The organism is Burkholderia sp. HI2500, assembly GCF_002223055.1.
GTDB lineage: Bacteria > Pseudomonadota > Gammaproteobacteria > Burkholderiales > Burkholderiaceae > Burkholderia.
Genome location: NZ_NKFL01000006.1, coordinates 1,311,512 through 1,328,805, shown reverse-complemented (window position 1 = coordinate 1,328,805; position 17,294 = coordinate 1,311,512). Strand labels below are relative to the sequence as shown.

Sequence of the window (17,294 nt, the reverse complement as noted above, 5' to 3'; positions counted from 1 at the left end):
GGCGGCGCGTGCCGTCAGCGGCTGGCCGGTCATGAATGTGGTCACGTCATGCCAGTACGCCGGCCGCCGGCACATAGGGTAGGCCGAGCGCGAGCGCGACGGCTTCGTACGTGATGTGTCCGTCGCATACGTTCAGGCCCGCGCGCAGATGCGGATCGTCGGTCATCGCCTGCTTCCAGCCCTTGTCGGCGAGCGCGAGCGCATGGGTGAGCGTCGCGTTGTTGAGCGCGAAGGTCGACGTGCGCGCGACTGCGCCGGGCATGTTCGCGACGCAGTAGTGCACGACGCCGTCGACGACGAAGGTCGGGTCCGCGTGCGTCGTCGCATGCGAAGTCTCGAAGCAGCCGCCCTGGTCGATCGCGACGTCGACGACGACCGCTCCCGTGCGCATCGTCGCGATCATGTCGCGCGTGACGAGCCGCGGCGCCGATGCGCCCGGCACCAGCACGGCGCCGATCACGACGTCGGCGTCGCGCACGGCTTCGTCGATCGTGTGTGCATTCGAGCAGACGGTCGCGATCCGGTTGGCGAAGACGAGGTCGAGCTGGCGCAGCCGGTTCACGTTGGTATCGAGCACGGTGACGCGTGCGCCGAGGCCGACCGCCATCTGCAGGGCGCCGGTGCCCACCACGCCCGCGCCGAGCACGACGACGTGCGCGGCCGGCACGCCGGGCACCCCGGCCATCAGCAGGCCACGCCCGCCGCGCGGGCTTTCGAGATGAGTCGCCGCGACCTGGATCGACATGCGCCCGGCCACCTCGCTCATCGGCGCGAGCAGCGGCAGGCCGCCACCGGGGCCCGTCACGGTTTCGTACGCGATGCAGACGGCGCCGGACTTCACGAGCGCGGCCGCCTGGTCGGGATCGGGTGCGAGATGCAGGTACGTGTAGAGGATCTGGCCGCGCCGCAGCATCGCGCATTCCGCCGGCTGCGGCTCCTTGACCTTGATGATCATGTCGACGCGCGCGAAGACTTCGTCGGCGCCGTCGCAGAGCGCTGCGCCCGCGGCCGTGTAGTCGTTGTCGAGCAGGCCGATCGCCGTGCCCGCGCCGCGCTGCACCAATACGCGATGGCCGTGCCGCGTCAGTTCGCGCGCGCCGGCCGGCGTGAGGCCCACGCGATATTCGTGGTTCTTGATCTCTTTCGGCACACCGATCAGCATGAGTCGCCTCCATGGCCTTCGTTATCGTTGTCGTGCAGGTGCGCCATGCGGCGAACGTTGCCCGTGCGGCCGATCATGCAGGAGCGTATCGACCGCAGTACTGGAATATCAGGGTAGTAGTGCGGGGAGGGAAGTCAAGCGGCCGGACCGCGTTCACCGGCGCGCGCACTGCATCGCAACATGCGCTGTCGCGGGTGGCGGGTGGCAGGTTGCGACCGGAGGTCGCAATGCACGTGGTGCCGGGTTTCGGTATCGTCACGTGTGGCTCGGACCGAGGCCGCGCGCCGGAACGTTGCCGGCAACACATCGCGATAACGAGACAACGACACGAGGGCACTGACCAACATGACCGGAGCGTATTTCAGCGTGCCGACGCTTTGCGCAATCGCGCTCGTTCACGTCTACTGGGCGTTGGGCGGGCGGCGCGGCAAGGGGGCGGCCATTCCGGAGCAGGACGGCGAGCCGCTATTGCGGCCGACTGCCATCGGCACGCTTGCGGTCGCGGTGGCGTTGCTGGGCGGCGCGTGCATGGTTGCCGCGCGTGCCGGCTGGCTGGGGCCGAACGCGTATCCCGGCACGATCTCGTTCGCGGTCGTTGCGTTCGCACTGATCTTCGCGGTGCGGGCCGTCGGCGATTTCCGTTACGTCGGCTTCTTCAAGCGGATTCGCGGCTCGCGTTTCGCACGCATGGACACGCTGTATTACTCGCCGCTTTGCGCGGCGCTGGCGCTGTCCATCGCGTCGATGTTCTGGCCGTGGTGAGCGCGCGCCTCAGCGCGCCGGCCCGTCCATCTCTATGAGGAATGCCGCCGGCACGGTGTCGGTCAGCCATACGCCGTTTTCCGCGACGAAGAACGTGTGGCCTTGCCGATGCATGCGCTGCGCATCGACCTCGAGTATCACGGGCACGCCGTAGCGCGTGCCGACGGCCAGCGCCGTCCGGATGTCCGGCGACAGATGCACGTGATGACGGGCGCCGGGTTTCAGCCCTTGCTCCCGAATCGAATCCAGGAAGCGCGTCGCCGTGCCGTGATACAGGCGCTCGGGCGGCTGCGCGGTAGGATAGCGGCGCTGCACGACGGGCGTCGAATGGCCTTGCACCGCACGGATGCGACGGCCGTCGTCGGAGAGGGCGAAGCGTTGCTTGTCGTTAATCGCGCAGACGGTTTCGAGCGTCGCACGATCGAGGTGGTGCCCCTGGCGGGCAGCGCCGGTCATCAGTGCGTCGATGTCGGCCCAGCCTTCGGGGTCGAGTTGCAGCCCGATCGACTGCGGCGCGTGGCGCAGCAGGTAGCTGAGATATTGGCTGATGCCGGTCGCGTCGGTCGCCGGCAGTTCATTCTTCTTGTGTGGTTTCATGAGACGCGGAGGCTACCAGAGCACCGCGCAAAAAAGTACGCCCGGGTACCCCGCGTAGCAGGAAAGAGACAGCCTTCGGCGCAGCGCGCCACACAACAATCGTCTACCTGACGCCCGCGTCAGTCGGTATTCCCGCGATCCTTGTCGATTCCGACTCCCGGATTTTTCAATTGTTGCGATTTTCGATGCATTGAATTGCATTGATACGACACTCAATGGAACCGGTTCCATTTATAATTCGCGGCACTTGTCGCCGGGCCCGAAAGAGGGTCGTGCACGTTGCGCTTGCTGTCGGCAAACGCGGCGTCTAAGTTGAATGAGGGTCATGAGCGATGAGGGGCAGATGCGGGCAATTGCCGTTATTTGTCAGACGATAAGGCTCGCGAAGAAGCCGATCCGTGCAGCGCAACCTGAATTGGCGCGATGCGCGGCTGCTTGAAGGCGCTGCCGTGCATGGCACGGGCGGCGCCTGCAGCGAGGTTGTTCGCAACAGACGAAAGAACAGGACGGCCAGCCGCATGCGGCATGGCTGCCATGCCGGACATGCCGCATGCGGAGTGCGCGCGTCCGGGTCCCGATCCCCAACGATCAACATCCGACCATGTCCACGCCACCTGACAAACCCAACTCGCGCCGCCGTTTCCTGCGCACGTCGGTCGCGCTCGTGCCGATCGCGTCGGTCGCCGGCTGCGACCTGCGTTCGTCGTCGCCTTCCGCGACGACCGGCAACGCGCCCGGTGCATCGGCCAGTGCCGAACGCGCGCCGTACAAGCCGACCTTCTTCGATGCGAAGGAATGGGCGTTCGTCCAGGCCGCCGTCGACCGGCTGATTCCGGCCGACGCCGAAGGGCCCGGTGCGCTCGAATCGGGCGTGCCCGAATTCATCGACCGCCAGATGGAGACGCCGTATGCGCACGGCGCCACCTGGTACATGCAGGGGCCGTTCCAGCAAGGCGTGCCCGAGCTCGGCTACCAGCTGAAGCTGGTGCCGCGCGACATCTACCGGCTCGGTATCGCGGCGGTCAACCGCTATTGCGAGAAGACCCACGGCAAGGCATTCGCGGATCTCGACGCGCCGACGCGCGACACCGTGCTCGGCGCGCTGGAGAAGGGCGGCGCGCAGATCGACGACGTGCCGCCCGGCGTGTTCTTCGGCCAGTTGCTGCAGAACACGCGTGAAGGTTACTTCTGTGATCCGGTGCATGGCGGCAATCACGACATGGCCGCGTGGAAGATGATCGGCTTTCCGGGCGCGCGCGCGGACTTCATGGATTTCGTCAACCAGAACGGCAAGTCGTATCCGTACGGCCCCGTCTCGATCAACGGGGAGCGCAGCTGATGGCCGCAGAGAAAAAACCGCATGTCGATGCGGTGATCGTCGGCTTCGGCTGGACCGGCGCGATTCTCGCGAAGGAACTGACCGAAGCGGGCCTGAACGTCGTCGCGCTCGAGCGTGGCGAGTATCGCGACACCTATCCGGACGGCGCGTATCCGAACACGATCGACGAGCTGACCTACAACATCCGCAAGAAGCTGTTCCTCGACCTGTCGAAGACGACCGTGTCGATCCGCCACGGCCTGCAGGACACCGCGCTGCCGTACCGGCAGCTCGCCGCGTTCCTGCCGGGCGAAGGCGTGGGCGGCGCGGGGCTGCACTGGTCGGGCGTGCATTTCCGGATCACGCCGGAAGAGCTGCGCCTGCGCAGCCACTATGAAGAGCGCTACGGCAAGAAGTTCATCCCCGAAGGGATGACGATCCAGGACACGGGCGTGACCTACGAGGAGCTCGAGCCGCATTTCGACTTCGCGGAGAAGGTGTTCGGCACGTCGGGGCAGGCGTACAAGGTCGGCGGCAAGGTGGTCGGCGACGGCAACGTGTTCGAGGCGAACCGCAGCGACAACTTCCCGCTGCCCGCGCAGCTCAATACCTATTCGGCGCAGCGCTTCTCCGACGCGGCGAAGTCGCTCGGCCTGCATCCGTATCGGCTGCCGTCGGCGAACACGTCGGGGCCGTACACGAACCCGTACGGCGTGCAGATGGGCCCGTGCAACTTCTGCGGCTACTGCAGCGGCTACGCGTGCTACATGTACTCGAAGGCGTCGCCGAACCTGAACATCCTGCCCGCGCTGAAGCAGGCGCCTAACTTCGAGCTGCGCTCGAAGTGCCACGTGCTGCGCGTCGACCTCGACGATACGAAGAAGCGCGCGACGGGCGTGACCTACGTCGATCCGGCCGGGCGTGAAGTGCACCAGCCGGCGGATCTCGTGATCGTGGCCGCGTTCCAGTACCACAACGTGCACCTGCTGCTGCTGTCGGGCATCGGCAAGCCGTACGACCCGATCTCGGGCGAAGGCGTCGTGGGCCGCAATTTCGCGTACCAGAACCTGTCGACGATCAAGGCGTTCTTCGACAAGGACACCTACACGAATCCGTTCATCGGCGCGGGCGGCAACGGCGTCGCGGTGGACGATTTCAACGCGGACAACTTCGACCACGGCCCGCTCGGCTTCGTCGGCGGCTCGCCGCTGTGGGTAAACCAGGCCGGCGTGAAGCCGATCAGCGGCATCGCGACGCCGCCCGGTACGCCGCAGTGGGGCTCGGCGTGGAAGAAGGCGGTGAAGGACAACTACGCGCACACGATCTCGATGGACGCGCACGGCACCAACATGTCGTACCGCGACGTGTATCTCGACCTCGATCCGACCTATCGCGATTCGTACGGCCAGCCGCTGCTGCGGATGACGTTCGACTGGAAGGACAACGACATCAAGATGGCGCAGTACGTGACCGGGCAGATGAAGAAGATCGCGGAGGCGATGGGGCCGAAGGCGATCAGCGTGTCGACGCGCGAGTTCGGCAAGCACTTCGATTCGCGCGCGTACCAGACGACCCACCTCGTCGGCGGCGCGATCATGGGTACCGACCCGAAGACGAGCGTGCTGAACCGCTACCTGCAGTGCTGGGACGTGCACAACGTGTTCGTGATGGGCGCATCGGCGCTGCCGCAGGGCATCGGCTACAACCCGACCGGGATCATCGCGGCGCTGGCCTACTGGTCGGCACGTGCGATCCGCGAGCAATACCTGAAAAATCCCGCCCCGCTGGTGACCGCATGAAGAGGACGATGAACCACAACGTCGCGCGCCGGATGTCGCGCGCGCTGGCGGCCGGTGCGGCCTGGGCCGCGTTCGGCCTCGCGGGCACGGCGGCGTTCGCGCAGCCGGCAACTCCCGCGGCGGCTTCCGGCCCGGCGGCCGCACCCGCGGCCCAATCCGCCGACGCGGCCTTGATCAAGCGCGGCGAATATCTCGCGCGGGCAGGCGACTGCATCGCGTGCCACACCGCGAGCGGCGGCAAGCCGTTTGCGGGCGGGCTGAAATTCGACACGCCGATCGGCGGGATCTACTCGACGAACATCACGCCGGATCCGAAAACGGGCCTGGGCGGCTGGACCGTCGAGGACTTCACGCGCGCCGTGCGCGAAGGCGTGCGCAAGAACGGCGACACGATGTATCCGGCCATGCCGTTCCCGTCCTACGCGCGCCTGACCGACGACGACATGAAGGCGCTGTACGCGTACTTCATGCACGGCGTCGCGCCCGTCGAGCACGAGAACCGCGCGGTCGACATCGTGTGGCCGCTGTCGATGCGCTGGCCGCTCGGGATCTGGCGCAAGATGTTCGCGCCGACCCCGAAGCCGTTCGACGCGGCGCCGTACACCGATCCGGTGGTCGCGCGCGGTGCGTATCTCGTGCAGGGTCTCGGCCACTGCGGCGCATGCCATACGCCGCGCGCGCCGACCATGCAGGAGCGCGGGCTGACCGACGCGGACGGCCCGGACTTCCTGGCCGGCGGCGCGGCGATCGACGGCTGGGTGCCGACGAGCCTGCGCGGCGAGCCGCGCACGGGCCTCGGCACGTGGACGGAAACCGAGATCGTGCAGTTCCTGAAGACGGGCCGCACGCTGCGCACGGCCGCGTTCGGCGGGATGACGGACGTGGTCGGCCACAGCATGCAGCACATGACCGACGACGACCTGAACGCGATCGCGCGCTACCTGAAGACGCTGCCGCCGCGCGTGCAGGGCGAACAGCCGCACGTGTACGACGCGGCGGCCGCGAAGGCGCTGCAGACCGGCGACGCGAGCAAGCCGGGCGCGGCCGTTTATCGCGACAACTGCATGGCGTGCCACCGCAGCGACGGCCATGGCTACACGCGCGTGTTCCCGGCGCTCGCCGGCAACCCGGTCGTGCAGGGCGACGATCCGACCTCGCTGATCCACGTCGTGCTGGAAGGCAGCGCACTGCAGGGCACGCGCACCGCGCCGTCGACGTTCACGATGCCGCCGTTCGGCTGGCGCCTGTCGGACCAGGAAGTCGCGGACGTGTCCAACTTCGTGCGCACGAGCTGGGGCAACACGGGGGCTGCCGTGACGGCCGCGCAGGTCGCGAAGGTGCGCAAGAGCGTGCCGTCGACCCGGCCCGAACCGCCGCCGGGCGCGCGGTTCCCGCAAGCGTCGCGCTGACGGGGCGGCGGGGCGCCGGCCCCGCGTATCGGATGTGCTGCAAGGCGCCGCCGTCTCCGCGCGGCGCCTTTTGTTTCGCCGGGGTTGCACCCCGCAAAGGCGCGCCACCGCGTGAATTTTTCGCGGCGGCGCGCCATTTTTCCGCCTCATCCCTTATCCTTTCGTTCTTGAACCTTACTAAATAGTTACAAGAACTTCGGGAGGGGGGATGCCTCATGACGTCAGCCTGATTGCGTTGCTCGCGGCCGGTTTCGGTCTCGCGATGGTCTTCGGTTATTTCGCGTCGCTGTTGAAAATGCCGCCGCTCGTCGGCTATTTGCTCGCCGGGATCGTGATCGGCCCCGGCACGCCCGGCTTCGTCGGCGACCTGTCGCTCGCGCAGCAGCTCGCCGAAGTCGGCGTGATGCTGCTGATGTTCGGCGTCGGCCTGCATTTCTCGCTCGGCGATCTGCTCGCGGTGCGCAAGATCGCGCTGCCCGGCGCGATCGTCCAGATTACGGTGGCCACGCTGCTCGGCGGCGGGCTCGCGCTCACCTGGGGCTGGAGCGTCGGCGCGGCGCTCGTGTTCGGGCTCGCGCTGTCGGTCGCGAGCACGGTGGTGCTGCTGCGAGCGCTCGAAGGGCGCGGGCTGGTCGAGACGGTCAACGGGCGCATCGCGGTCGGCTGGCTCGTCGTCGAGGATCTCGTGATGGTGCTCGTGCTGGTGCTGCTGCCACCCGTCGCGGGGCTGCTCGGCGGCACGCCGCCCGGCGACGCGCAGGCGGCCGGCGGCAGCGTGTGGGGCACGCTCGGCGTCACGATGCTGAAGGTCGCGGCGTTCATCGCATTGATGCTGGTGGTCGGCAAGCGCGTGTTTCCGCGCATTCTGTGGCTCGTCGCGCGCACCGGCTCGCGCGAGCTGTTCACGCTGTGCATGATCGCGGCCGCGGTCGGCATCGCATTCGGCGCGGCGAAGCTGTTCGACGTGTCGTTCGCGCTCGGCGCGTTCTTCGCCGGGATGATGATGCGCGAGTCGGAATTCAGCCGGCGCGCGGCCGACGAGACGCTGCCGCTGCGCGATGCGTTCTCGGTGCTGTTCTTCATTTCGGTCGGGATGCTGTTCGACCCGAAGATCCTGCTCGCGGAGCCGCTGCACGTGATCGAGGTCGCCGCGATCGTGGTGATCGGCAAGACGCTCGCGGCAGTCGCGCTCGTGATCGCGTTCCGCTATCCGCTGAATACCGCGCTGACGGTCGGTGCGGGGCTCGCGCAGATCGGCGAGTTCTCGTTCATCCTCGCCGGGCTCGGCCGTGCGCTGGGGCTGCTGTCGGCCGAGGGGCAGAGCCTGATTCTGGCCGTCGCGCTGATCTCGATCGCGATGAACACGCTGCTGTTCGCGATGATCGATCCGGCGCTCGCGTGGATTCGCAAGCATTCGGCGTTCGCGCGCAAGCTCGAGGCGCGCGACGATCCGCTCGCCGCGCTGCCGATGTCGACGCCGCAGACGCACCTGACCGGGCAGGTCGTGATCGTCGGCTACGGCAAGGTCGGTACCCGAATCGCGCACGCGCTGGACGAGCGCGGCATCGCGTATGTCGTCGTCGAACAGAATCGCGAGCTCGTCGAGAAACTGCGTGAGGACGGCGTCGCCGCCGTGTCGGGCGACGCGATCGAGCCGATCGTGCTCGTGCAGGCGCACATCGCGCGCGCCGGGATGCTGGTCGTCACGCTGCCCGACGTGTTCGACGTGCGGCAGATCGTCGAGATCTCGCGCACCTTGAATCCGGCGCTCGAGGTCGTGCTGTGCACGAACAGCGGCGACGAGGCCGCGCTGCTGTCGAGCGAGGGGATCGGCACGGTGTTCATGGGCGAGACCGAACTCGCGCGCGGGATGACCGAGCACGTGCTCGGCAGGATGACGAAGCCGGCCGCGGCCGCTGCACATTGACGGCACGCGGCATCGTGCCGCGTACCGGGCAGGGCGCGGCGGCCCGGGTGGGCCGAGGCGTGAAAAATTGGTAGGGAGTAGCGGCGGGAACGCTCAAATGATGCGCGGCGTTCCTGGAAAGTGGGACGGTGCCCGATGACGGGTAGGTCTGAGGCGGCGACGAGGCTGTCGGGGCGTGACGCGCGCGCCGGGACGGCGGCGCGTCGCGCGGGCAGCGCCGATCAACCCGCCGCCGTGTTTGCCTGCGCCGGCGCGCTCGATGGCGAGGCAGTCTTCAGGGATGCGGCGGCTTTCGGCGCCGCGGCTGTCTTGGCCTGGGTTGCCGCCGCTTTCGGTGCAGCCACCGTCTTTTGCGGCGCAACGGCCTTCGCCGGCGGCGCCTTCTCGGGCTCGACCGGCGCGTCGGGCGGCACGCCGAGCAACTGCAGCGAGCCGCTCGTGACCGACGCGAACACCGGGCCGGCCACCGTGCCGCCGTAGTAGCCCTTGCCGCGCGGCTCGTCGATCATCACCGCGACGATCAGGCGCGGGTTGCTCATCGGCGCCATCCCGGCGAACAGCGCGCGGTACTTGCCCTTCGCATAGGTCGCGCCGACCTGCTTGCGCGCGGTACCCGTCTTGCCGCCGATCCGGTAGCCGTCGACGCGCGCGCGGCGCCCCGTGCCGCCTTCGCCGACCGCCATCTCGAGCATCGAGCGGATCGCCGCGGCCGTTTGCGGCGACGTCACGCGGTGGCCGCGATGCGCGTCGATCGTCTGCTGGTCGGTGCCGTTCTTCAGCAGCGACACCGGGTGCAGCGTGCCGTCGCCTGCATAGGCCGTGTAGGTCTGCGCGATCTGCAGCAGCGACATCGACAGGCCGTAGCCGTACGCCATCGTCGCCTGCTCGATCGGCCGCCAGCGCTTGTAGCCGCGCAGCCGGCCCGACGCGACGCCCGGGAACGTGAGTTCCGGTGCGCGGCCGATTCCGTATTCCTGGTATTTGTTCCAGATCGTTTCGGCAGGCAGGTTCAGCGCGAGCTTCGCGAGCGCGACGTTGCTCGACTTCTGCAGCGCCTGCGACACCGTCAGCGACCCGTGGTTCGACGTGTCGTGGATCACGGCCGGGCCGATCTTGTAGGTGCCCGGCGACGTGTTGATGATCGTGTTCGGCGTGACCTTGCGCTCGTCGATCGACAGCGCGACGACGAGCGGCTTGATCGTCGAGCCCGGCTCGAACGTGTCGATCACCGCGCGGTTGCGCAACTGCTGGCCGGTGAGGCGCGCGCGATCGTTCGGGTCGAAGGTCGGATAGTTCGCGAGCGCGAGAATCTCGCCGTTCTGCGCGTCGAGCACCACGACGCTGCCGGCCACCGCGTTGTTCTCGACCACGGCCGCCTTGAGCTGGCTGAACGCGAGCTGCTGGATGCGGCGGTCGATCGTCAGTTCGATCGTCGCGCCGTGCTGCGCCGGGACGAGCGGGCGCGTATCCGACACGATGCGGCCGAGCCGGTCGCGGATCACCTCGCGCTGCCCGGACGTGCCCACCAGGCGCGCATTCGCCGCGAGCTCGACGCCTTCCTGCCCCTTGTCCTCGACGTTCGTGAAGCCGACCACGTGCGCGGCCGATTCGCCTTCCGGGTAGAAACGCTTCGAATCGGCGATCTGCGTGACGCCGTCGATCGCGAGCTTGTCGAGCTTGCCCGCGGTGTCCGCGTCGACCTGCCGCTTGAGCAGCACGAACGTCTTGTCGTTGCCGAGACGCCGCTTGACCTCGACGAGCGGCATGTCGAGCAGCTTCGAGATCTGCGGGTAATCGGTGTCGGCGACCTGTTTCGGGTTCGCCCAGATTTCATAGGTCGACAGGCTGACGGCAAGCATCGCGCCGTTGCGGTCGACGATGCGCCCGCGCGTCGCGTCGAGCTCGATCGTGCGCTGGTAGCGTTTCTGACCCTGGCCGACGTAGAACTCCTTGTTCGCGACCTGCACCCAGAAGGCGCGGCCGATCAGCGCGGCGAACGCGAGGAACACGATGATCACGATCAGCTTCGAGCGCCACATCGGCAGGCGCGACGCAAGCATCGGATGCTTGGTCGCGGCCGCGTACGGATCGGCGGGGTGGGTCTTCTTTTTCACGCTCATGCAAGGGCCGGGTCGGGCCGCCCGAGGGCGGCGAGTCAGTCTGAATAATGCGATTGTAATAAATGAGTAAACGCCGTGTGGGGAAAGTATGTTCCGGCCCCGAGAAAAAGCGGGTATCGGCGCGCTGACACCGGGTGGAAAAGGGGGAGGGAGCGACATTTTCCCGAAGCAGGTGACGATGAAACTCGGGTGACTTGCGACGTGCAGAACGGGCGGTTGGGGGATTTCCGGTACGGATCGAGGCCGATCCTCCCCGGTGTGCGATCAATTGACCGGCCCGTGGTTATTTCTTTAAGCCGGAAAATGAAAACGCCCCGAAGTGGGGCGCCGTTAATGCTGAATATCGAAATGAATATCGCTGAAACCGGAATAAACCCGAAAACCGCAGACGAATTACATCGATTATTTCTATCGGGCGACGGAAATGAATTCCCGGTATTCCGGCTCGCTCGTGCAACGATCGACAGCCTGCAGTCGCCACGCGCCGGGATGATTGCCGGCGAGCACCGCGGGGCCCTGTTCGCGCTGCGTCGCACCGAACGACAGTCCCTTCAACTGGCACACGGCATTCCCGCTGTCGGCCGCGCAGAGCGCCATTGCGCCCTCGACGTCGCGGACCTTGCCCCAGGTCGGAAGATCCATGCCCTGATGTGCCTCGCGCGACCACAGGCCCTCGTCGGTATCGACCCACAGTACCGCGAAGGCATGCCGGGTTGCCGATTCGCTGCCATTAATCCGAATGGTGAGGCGCATTGTGATCGTCTCCTAAAAAAATGACACATTCGACCGTTTTGACTTGACCAGTCTAGATAGACTGGCGTGAAACGCAAGTGATAATCCGCAATAAATTCATATTGAGTCCATTGCGATTTCAGATGGAACGACGTCTGACGATTCATGGTAATTCCGGCCCAGCACGCGCAAACACACGCGTACCGGCGATCGCGGTGCCGATGGGGGGCGGCCGATCATCGAGACATGGGATGACATGGCCGCGAGGCGCGTCGATCTGTCGCGCACGACCCGCCGGGGAAACCGGGCCGACCGGGGCGCCGCACCGTCGGAACGCGGGCTGATCGGATGTTACGGCAGGTTGACGGCGCGCCCGGTACGACACACTCCGACAATCCCATACAAATCGGCACACTTTCACGAAACTTTCGGGACAGACTTGCCTGCGGTCGGGCCCCACACTGAGATCTTCCTGATCCAGTGCCGCGGACGCCCGTCCTCGGCGGCTGCCGCCGCCTCGTGCCAGAGACGCGATCGACGCGATCGCGGGCCGCACGCCCGATCGGGACTGCCGGGGCGCGCGTCAGGCCCCGGCCCGGCCGGTGAGCCGTGCGCAGCCCGCAACCGCGGGCGTCGCGCCGCCCGGCCGACTCTTCGAAGGAGACTATCGTGCTGATCTGGAAAACCGCGTTGTCGCTCAACTGGCGGACGAGCCTCGTGTCGCCGGCCAGCGCACCGGTCGCGGCGGCGAACGTCGGGCGGCTGGTGCTGACCGGCGCAACCGGCTTCATCGGCAGTACCGTACTGACGGCGCTCGTCAATGCGGGGCTGCTCGACCGCATCGTCTGCGTCGTGCGTGCGCAGGATCGCGGCCACGCCGTCGCGCGGCTGCGCGAAGCGGCGCTGCGCGCGGGGTTGGCGCCGTACTGGGCGTCGCGCCTGACCGATGCGAACGTGATCGTCGGTGCGCTCGGCGACGTGTGGCAGGGCGCCGACGCGCCGCGCCTCGCCGCCGCGACGCACGTGATTCATTGCGCGGGCCATGCGTCGCCGGCCGACGGCGCGCACCTGCGCGCCGACATCGCCGATGCGGTGCGCTTCGCCGAGCGCTTCGCCCGGGCGCCGCGCCTGCAGCGCTTCGTGTACGTCGGCACGGCCTATGCGCATGCGGGCCGCGGCGGGATCGTGCAGGAAGAAGCCGCGGCCGCTGCGGCGAACGACGTCGCGCGCGACGAAGAAGGCCTGCCGGGTGCGGTGCTCGCGGCGGACTACCTGCATGCGAAGGCCGAGACCGAGCAGCGGCTGCGGGCGCTCGGGCTGCCGCTCGTCGTGGTGCGGCCGTCGCATGTGGTCGGCCACACGGTGCTCGGTACGCGGCCCGCGCCGAATTCGTTCTGGATGTTCCGGCTCGCGCATGCCGCGCGCCGCTTCACCGCGCGGCCGATGACGCGCATCGACATCGTGTCGGTGGACGACGTGGCGCGCGCGACGATGCTGCTGGCCGTCAAGCCGACGCTCGCGCACGACCTGTATCACGTGTCGGCCGGCGACGAGGCGCCGCAGGTCGCGCAGATCGTGCGTGCGATGGACGAGGCGGCGGGGATGACGGGCGCGCCGCGCTACGCGGCGTGTGCGCCGGCCGAGTTGCCGCTCGTGGTGCGCGATGTGCTGGGGCGGACCGATCCGGCACTCGAACGCGTGATCGGCCGGGCACTGCAGCGCTGCGGGGAATTCGCGACGGTCGATCGCGTGTTCGACAACCGCCGCGTGCGCGACGAAATCGATTTCGAGCCGCTGCCGTTCATCGACTACGTCGAAGAATGCATGCGCACGTCGCGCGGCGTGGCCGTGACCGAGCTGATCCGCGGCACGGTGCACTGATCACCCGCGCCGCACCGGCGCCCGTTCCCGCGGTGGGCGGGAACGGGCGCCGTTTTCACGTGTTGCCGCCGAGCTCGATGAGCCGGTCGAGCGCGCGGTAGATGTCTTCGAGGCCGTCCTGGCCGAACCGCGATTCGAGCTGCCGGTACTGCTCGTCGATCCGCGGACCGATTTCCGTGACCAGCTTCCTGCTTTGCGGTGTCAGGCTGACCAGCAGCCGGCGCTGATCTTCCTGCGCGCGCGTGCGCGTGATCAGGCCGTCGCGCTCCATCCGTTCCAGCACGCCGGTCAGGCTCGGGCTCAGGATGCAGCAGCGCCGCGCGATCTGTCCCGCTTCGAGCGCCTGCGCCGGTTCGCCGTCGAGCACGCGGATGATCCGCCATTGCTGTTCGGTCAGCGCGAATTCCTTGAGAATGGGGCGAAACAGACCCATCAGCGTTTCGCGGGCCTCGAGCAGCAGCATGGCCAGGTTGCGGTGGTCGAGCGTACGGTTCATCGGGGAGAGCAGAGGACGGGGACGCATCAATCTTAACAGCCGCGGGTAGTGAATTTCGCCTATCAGGGTAATCGAGGTTGCCAGCGTTCGATTGTTTACTTAAGATATTAACTATTGACGATGCGCCGCGACGCGCGGCAGGGGAATGACGCATGGAGCTGTCTTGCACGACCGCCGCGGCGCCGCCGTTGCCGGTCGCCATCGGTACCGTCTACGGTGCGCTGCTCAACGAGTGCGCGGCGCTCGACGCGCTCGGCGATGCCGTGAACGCACCGCCTTACGGCCGCCCGCCGCAGGCGCCGATCCTGTACATCAAGCCCGCCAACACGCATGCGAGCGACGGCGCGGCCGTCATCGTGCCGGCCGGTGTCGACGCGCTGGAGATAGGCGCATCGGTGGCCGTCGTGTTTGCTCGCCGCGCGACGCGCGTGCCGGCCGAACGGGCGCTCGACTATGTGCACGGCTTCACGCTCGCAAGCGATGTGTCGGTGCCGCATCCCGATTACTACCGTCCGGCCGTGCGCTTCAAGTGCCGCGATGGTTTCTGCCCGCTGGGCCCGGCGATCGTGCCGGCCTCTGCGCTAGGCGAGGTCGACGCGATCGGCCTGACCGTGCGGATCGATGGCGAGGTAGCCGTGTCTGCCTCGACGGCCACGCTGATTCGGCCCGTGCGCGAGCTGATCGCCGACGTGACGGCCTTCATGTCCTTCGACGCGGGCGATGTCCTGCTGCTCGGCGTTGCCGGCGGCGCACCGCGCGCCCGCGCGGGCAGCACGATCGAGATTTCGGCCGCCGGCATCGGCACGTTGCGACACACGCTGATCGCGGAGGAAGCACGATGAAAACCGCACGCGTCATCTACAACGGCGCACTGCATGCGGCCGAACCGGCCGGCGACGGTGCGATCCGCCTCGATACGGGGCGCGTCGTCGCGGAAGAGGCGGTCGAATGGCTGCCACCCGTCGCGCCGCGCACGACGTTCGCGCTCGGCCTCAACTACGCCGACCACGCGAAGGAACTCGCGTTCAACGCGCCGAGCGAGCCGCTGATCTTCCTGAAGGGGCCGAACACGTTCATCGGCCACCGGTCGCGCACCGTGCGCCCGGCGGATGCCACCCACATGCATTACGAGTGCGAGCTGGCCGTCGTGATCGGCCGGCCCGCGCGCAACGTGAGTCGCGCGCAGGCGCTCGACTACGTGGCCGGCTACACGGTCGCGAACGACTACGCGATCCGCGACTATCTCGAGAACTACTACCGCCCGAACCTGCGCGTGAAGAACCGCGACACCTGCACGCCGCTCGGGCCGTGGTTCGTCAGCCGCGACGAGATCGGCGATGCGGGCGACCTGACGCTGCGCACGACGGTGAACGGCCAGGAGACGCAGCGCGGCAGCACGCGCGACATGATCTTCGACGTGCCCGCGCTGATCGAGCACATCAGCGGCTTCATGACGCTCTCGCCGGGCGACCTGATCCTGACCGGCACGCCCGAGGGGCTGGCGGACACGAAGCCGGGCGACGAGGTCGTGACCGAGATCGAAGGGATTGGCCGGCTCGTGAACACGATCGTCGGCGAAGCAGACTACTATCGCGCCGGCTGAGCCCGTCGCCCAAGGAGAGAGCATGACCATCAAGCACTGGATCGACGGCCGCGAAGTCGAGAGCCGCGAGACGTTCACGACGCTGAATCCCGCGACCGGCGAGGTCATCACCGACGTCGCATCGGGCGGCGAGGCCGAAGTCGACGCGGCCGTGCGCGCCGCGAAGGAAGCGTTCCCGAAATGGGCGAACACGCCCGCCAAGGAGCGCGCGAAGCTGATGCGCAAGCTCGGCGAGCTGATCGAGAAGAACGTGCCGATGCTCGCGGCGCTGGAGACGCAGGACACCGGCCTGCCGATCGCGCAGACGAGCAAGCAGCTGATTCCGCGCGCGTCGGAGAACTTCAACTTCTTCGCGGAAGTGTGCGTGCAGATGAACGGCCGCACCTATCCGGTCGACGACCAGATGCTGAACTACACGCTGTACCAGCCGGTCGGCGTGTGTGCGCTGGTGTCGCCGTGGAACGTGCCGTTCATGACCGCGACGTGGAAGACGGCGCCGTGTCTCGCGCTCGGCAACACGGCCGTGCTGAAGATGTCGGAACTGTCGCCGCTGACGGCGGACCAGCTCGGCCGCCTCGCGCTCGAAGCCGGCATTCCGCCGGGCGTCCTGAACGTCGTGCAGGGCTATGGCGCGACGGCTGGCGATGCACTCGTGCGCCACCCGGACGTGCGCGCGGTGTCGTTCACCGGCGGCACGGTCACCGGCAAGCGGATCATGGAGCGTGCGGGTCTCAAGAAGTATTCGATGGAGCTTGGCGGCAAGTCGCCGGTGCTGATCTTCGACGATGCCGATTTCGATCGCGCGCTCGATGCGTCGCTGTTCACGATTTTCTCGATCAACGGCGAACGCTGCACGGCCGGCTCGCGGATCTTCGTGCAGCGCACGATCTACGACCGCTTCGTGCAGGAATTCGCGCGCCGCGCGAACAACCTGATCGTTGGCGATCCGTCCGATCCGGCCACGAATCTCGGCGCGATGATCACGCGCCAGCACTGGGAGAAGGTGACGGGCTATATCCGCATCGGCGAGCAGGAAGGCGCGCGCGTGGTCGCGGGCGGCGCGGACAAGCCGGCGGGCCTGCCCGACCATCTGCGCAACGGCAACTTCGTGCGGCCGACCGTGCTGGCCGACGTCGACAACCGGATGCGCGTCGCGCAAGAAGAGATCTTCGGGCCGGTCGCGTGCCTGATCCCGTTCGAGGACGAGGAAGAAGGGCTGCGGCTCGCGAACGACACGTCCTACGGGCTCGCCTCGTACATCTGGACGCAGGATGTCGGCAAGGTGCATCGCCTCGCACGCGGCATCGAGGCCGGGATGGTGTTCGTGAACAGCCAGAACGTGCGCGACCTGCGCCAGCCGTTCGGCGGCGTGAAGGAGTCGGGCACCGGACGAGAGGGCGGCGAATACAGTTTCGAGGTGTTCGCGGAGATCAAGAACGTGTGCATCTCGATGGGTTCGCACCACATTCCGCGCTGGGGCGTGTAACG

14 protein-coding genes are annotated in these 17,294 nt (G+C 67.6%); 9 read left to right on the top strand and 5 right to left on the bottom strand.

The window, feature by feature from the left end:
- Positions 1-46 precede the first annotated feature (46 nt).
- Positions 47-1,162: an alanine dehydrogenase gene (ald, locus tag CFB45_RS23730; RefSeq protein ID WP_089427654.1), complete on the bottom strand. Its 1,116-nt coding sequence runs from the start codon at positions 1,160-1,162 to the stop codon at positions 47-49.
- A gap of 345 nt (positions 1,163-1,507) precedes the next feature.
- Here ald and CFB45_RS23725 point away from each other — a divergent pair, with 345 nt between their 5' ends.
- On the top strand, positions 1,508-1,924 hold the full coding sequence (locus tag CFB45_RS23725) for a DUF3995 domain-containing protein (protein ID WP_089427653.1): 417 nt from the start codon (positions 1,508-1,510) through the stop codon (positions 1,922-1,924).
- Between the two features lie 9 nt (positions 1,925-1,933).
- On the opposite strand, the gene CFB45_RS23720 is transcribed toward CFB45_RS23725, so the two are convergent.
- Entirely contained in the window at positions 1,934-2,521 is a 588-nt protein-coding gene (locus tag CFB45_RS23720; protein WP_089427652.1) for an RNA 2'-phosphotransferase, read from the bottom strand.
- A gap of 601 nt (positions 2,522-3,122) precedes the next feature.
- On the opposite strand from CFB45_RS23720, the gene CFB45_RS23710 reads away from it, so the two are divergent.
- From CFB45_RS23710 to CFB45_RS23695, 4 genes are all read left to right on the top strand, one after another.
- On the top strand, positions 3,123-3,860 hold the full coding sequence (locus CFB45_RS23710; protein ID WP_089427651.1) for a gluconate 2-dehydrogenase subunit 3 family protein: 738 nt from the start codon (positions 3,123-3,125) through the stop codon (positions 3,858-3,860).
- Positions 3,860-5,638: a GMC family oxidoreductase gene (locus CFB45_RS23705; RefSeq protein ID WP_089427650.1), complete on the top strand. Its 1,779-nt coding sequence runs from the start codon at positions 3,860-3,862 to the stop codon at positions 5,636-5,638. The genes CFB45_RS23710 and CFB45_RS23705 overlap by 1 nt, the downstream gene beginning before the upstream one ends.
- Positions 5,635-7,047 (top strand): c-type cytochrome, encoded by a 1,413-nt coding sequence (locus CFB45_RS23700; RefSeq protein WP_089427649.1) that lies wholly within the window; start codon positions 5,635-5,637, stop codon positions 7,045-7,047. The genes CFB45_RS23705 and CFB45_RS23700 overlap by 4 nt, the downstream gene beginning before the upstream one ends.
- A gap of 208 nt (positions 7,048-7,255) precedes the next feature.
- Positions 7,256-8,974, top strand: a complete 1,719-nt coding sequence (locus CFB45_RS23695) for a cation:proton antiporter domain-containing protein (protein WP_089427648.1) — start codon at positions 7,256-7,258, stop codon at positions 8,972-8,974.
- Between the two features lie 221 nt (positions 8,975-9,195).
- Here the strand turns inward: CFB45_RS23695 and CFB45_RS23690 are convergent, their stop codons facing one another.
- Both CFB45_RS23690 and CFB45_RS23685 read right to left on the bottom strand, forming a co-directional pair.
- Positions 9,196-11,094 carry a peptidoglycan D,D-transpeptidase FtsI family protein gene (locus CFB45_RS23690; protein WP_089427647.1) on the bottom strand — a complete coding sequence of 633 codons (1,899 nt, stop codon included), beginning with the start codon at positions 11,092-11,094 and terminating at the stop codon, positions 9,196-9,198.
- 408 nt (positions 11,095-11,502) lie between these two features.
- The gene (locus tag CFB45_RS23685) at positions 11,503-11,847 is read right to left on the bottom strand and encodes a DUF3564 family protein (protein ID WP_089427646.1); all 345 of its coding nucleotides are present in this window, start codon (positions 11,845-11,847) and stop codon (positions 11,503-11,505) included.
- A gap of 648 nt (positions 11,848-12,495) precedes the next feature.
- Between CFB45_RS23685 and CFB45_RS23680 the strand changes: the two genes are divergently transcribed.
- Complete coding sequence (locus tag CFB45_RS23680; RefSeq protein WP_089427645.1) at positions 12,496-13,707, top strand: SDR family oxidoreductase; 1,212 nt, start codon at positions 12,496-12,498, stop codon at positions 13,705-13,707.
- 55 nt (positions 13,708-13,762) lie between these two features.
- On the opposite strand, the gene hpaR is transcribed toward CFB45_RS23680, so the two are convergent.
- Positions 13,763-14,203: a homoprotocatechuate degradation operon regulator HpaR gene (hpaR, locus tag CFB45_RS23675; RefSeq protein WP_039356885.1), complete on the bottom strand. Its 441-nt coding sequence runs from the start codon at positions 14,201-14,203 to the stop codon at positions 13,763-13,765.
- A 152-nt stretch (positions 14,204-14,355) separates the two neighbouring features.
- On the opposite strand from hpaR, the gene CFB45_RS23670 reads away from it, so the two are divergent.
- The 3 genes from CFB45_RS23670 to hpaE are packed head-to-tail and all read left to right on the top strand — an operon-like array spanning position 14,356 to position 17,292.
- The gene (locus tag CFB45_RS23670) at positions 14,356-15,045 is read left to right on the top strand and encodes a fumarylacetoacetate hydrolase family protein (RefSeq protein WP_089427644.1); all 690 of its coding nucleotides are present in this window, start codon (positions 14,356-14,358) and stop codon (positions 15,043-15,045) included.
- Positions 15,042-15,806, top strand: a complete 765-nt coding sequence (locus tag CFB45_RS23665) for a fumarylacetoacetate hydrolase family protein (protein WP_089427643.1) — start codon at positions 15,042-15,044, stop codon at positions 15,804-15,806. Before CFB45_RS23670 ends, CFB45_RS23665 begins: the two co-directional genes overlap by 4 nt.
- Positions 15,807-15,828: 22 nt before the next feature.
- Positions 15,829-17,292, top strand: coding sequence for a 5-carboxymethyl-2-hydroxymuconate semialdehyde dehydrogenase (gene hpaE, locus CFB45_RS23660; protein ID WP_089427642.1), 1,464 nt, complete (start codon positions 15,829-15,831; stop codon positions 17,290-17,292).
- Positions 17,293-17,294: the final 2 nt, after the last annotated feature.

Bases quoted from the DNA above. Each gene is read 5' to 3' on its own strand.
- CFB45_RS23665 (WP_089427643.1), top strand. From the start codon at position 15,042: ATGAAAACCGCACGCGTCATCTACAACGGCGCACTGCATGCGGCCGAA.
- ald (WP_089427654.1), bottom strand. From the start codon at position 1,162: ATGCTGATCGGTGTGCCGAAAGAGATCAAGAACCACGAATATCGCGTG.
- CFB45_RS23725 (WP_089427653.1), top strand. From the start codon at position 1,508: ATGACCGGAGCGTATTTCAGCGTGCCGACGCTTTGCGCAATCGCGCTC.
- CFB45_RS23670 (WP_089427644.1), top strand. From the start codon at position 14,356: ATGGAGCTGTCTTGCACGACCGCCGCGGCGCCGCCGTTGCCGGTCGCC.
- CFB45_RS23705 (WP_089427650.1), top strand. From the start codon at position 3,860: ATGGCCGCAGAGAAAAAACCGCATGTCGATGCGGTGATCGTCGGCTTC.
- CFB45_RS23695 (WP_089427648.1), top strand. From the start codon at position 7,256: ATGCCTCATGACGTCAGCCTGATTGCGTTGCTCGCGGCCGGTTTCGGT.
- CFB45_RS23685 (WP_089427646.1), bottom strand. From the start codon at position 11,847: ATGCGCCTCACCATTCGGATTAATGGCAGCGAATCGGCAACCCGGCAT.
- CFB45_RS23710 (WP_089427651.1), top strand. From the start codon at position 3,123: ATGTCCACGCCACCTGACAAACCCAACTCGCGCCGCCGTTTCCTGCGC.
- hpaR (WP_039356885.1), bottom strand. From the start codon at position 14,203: ATGAACCGTACGCTCGACCACCGCAACCTGGCCATGCTGCTGCTCGAG.
- hpaE (WP_089427642.1), top strand. From the start codon at position 15,829: ATGACCATCAAGCACTGGATCGACGGCCGCGAAGTCGAGAGCCGCGAG.
- CFB45_RS23700 (WP_089427649.1), top strand. From the start codon at position 5,635: ATGAAGAGGACGATGAACCACAACGTCGCGCGCCGGATGTCGCGCGCG.
- CFB45_RS23720 (WP_089427652.1), bottom strand. From the start codon at position 2,521: ATGAAACCACACAAGAAGAATGAACTGCCGGCGACCGACGCGACCGGC.
- CFB45_RS23690 (WP_089427647.1), bottom strand. From the start codon at position 11,094: ATGAGCGTGAAAAAGAAGACCCACCCCGCCGATCCGTACGCGGCCGCG.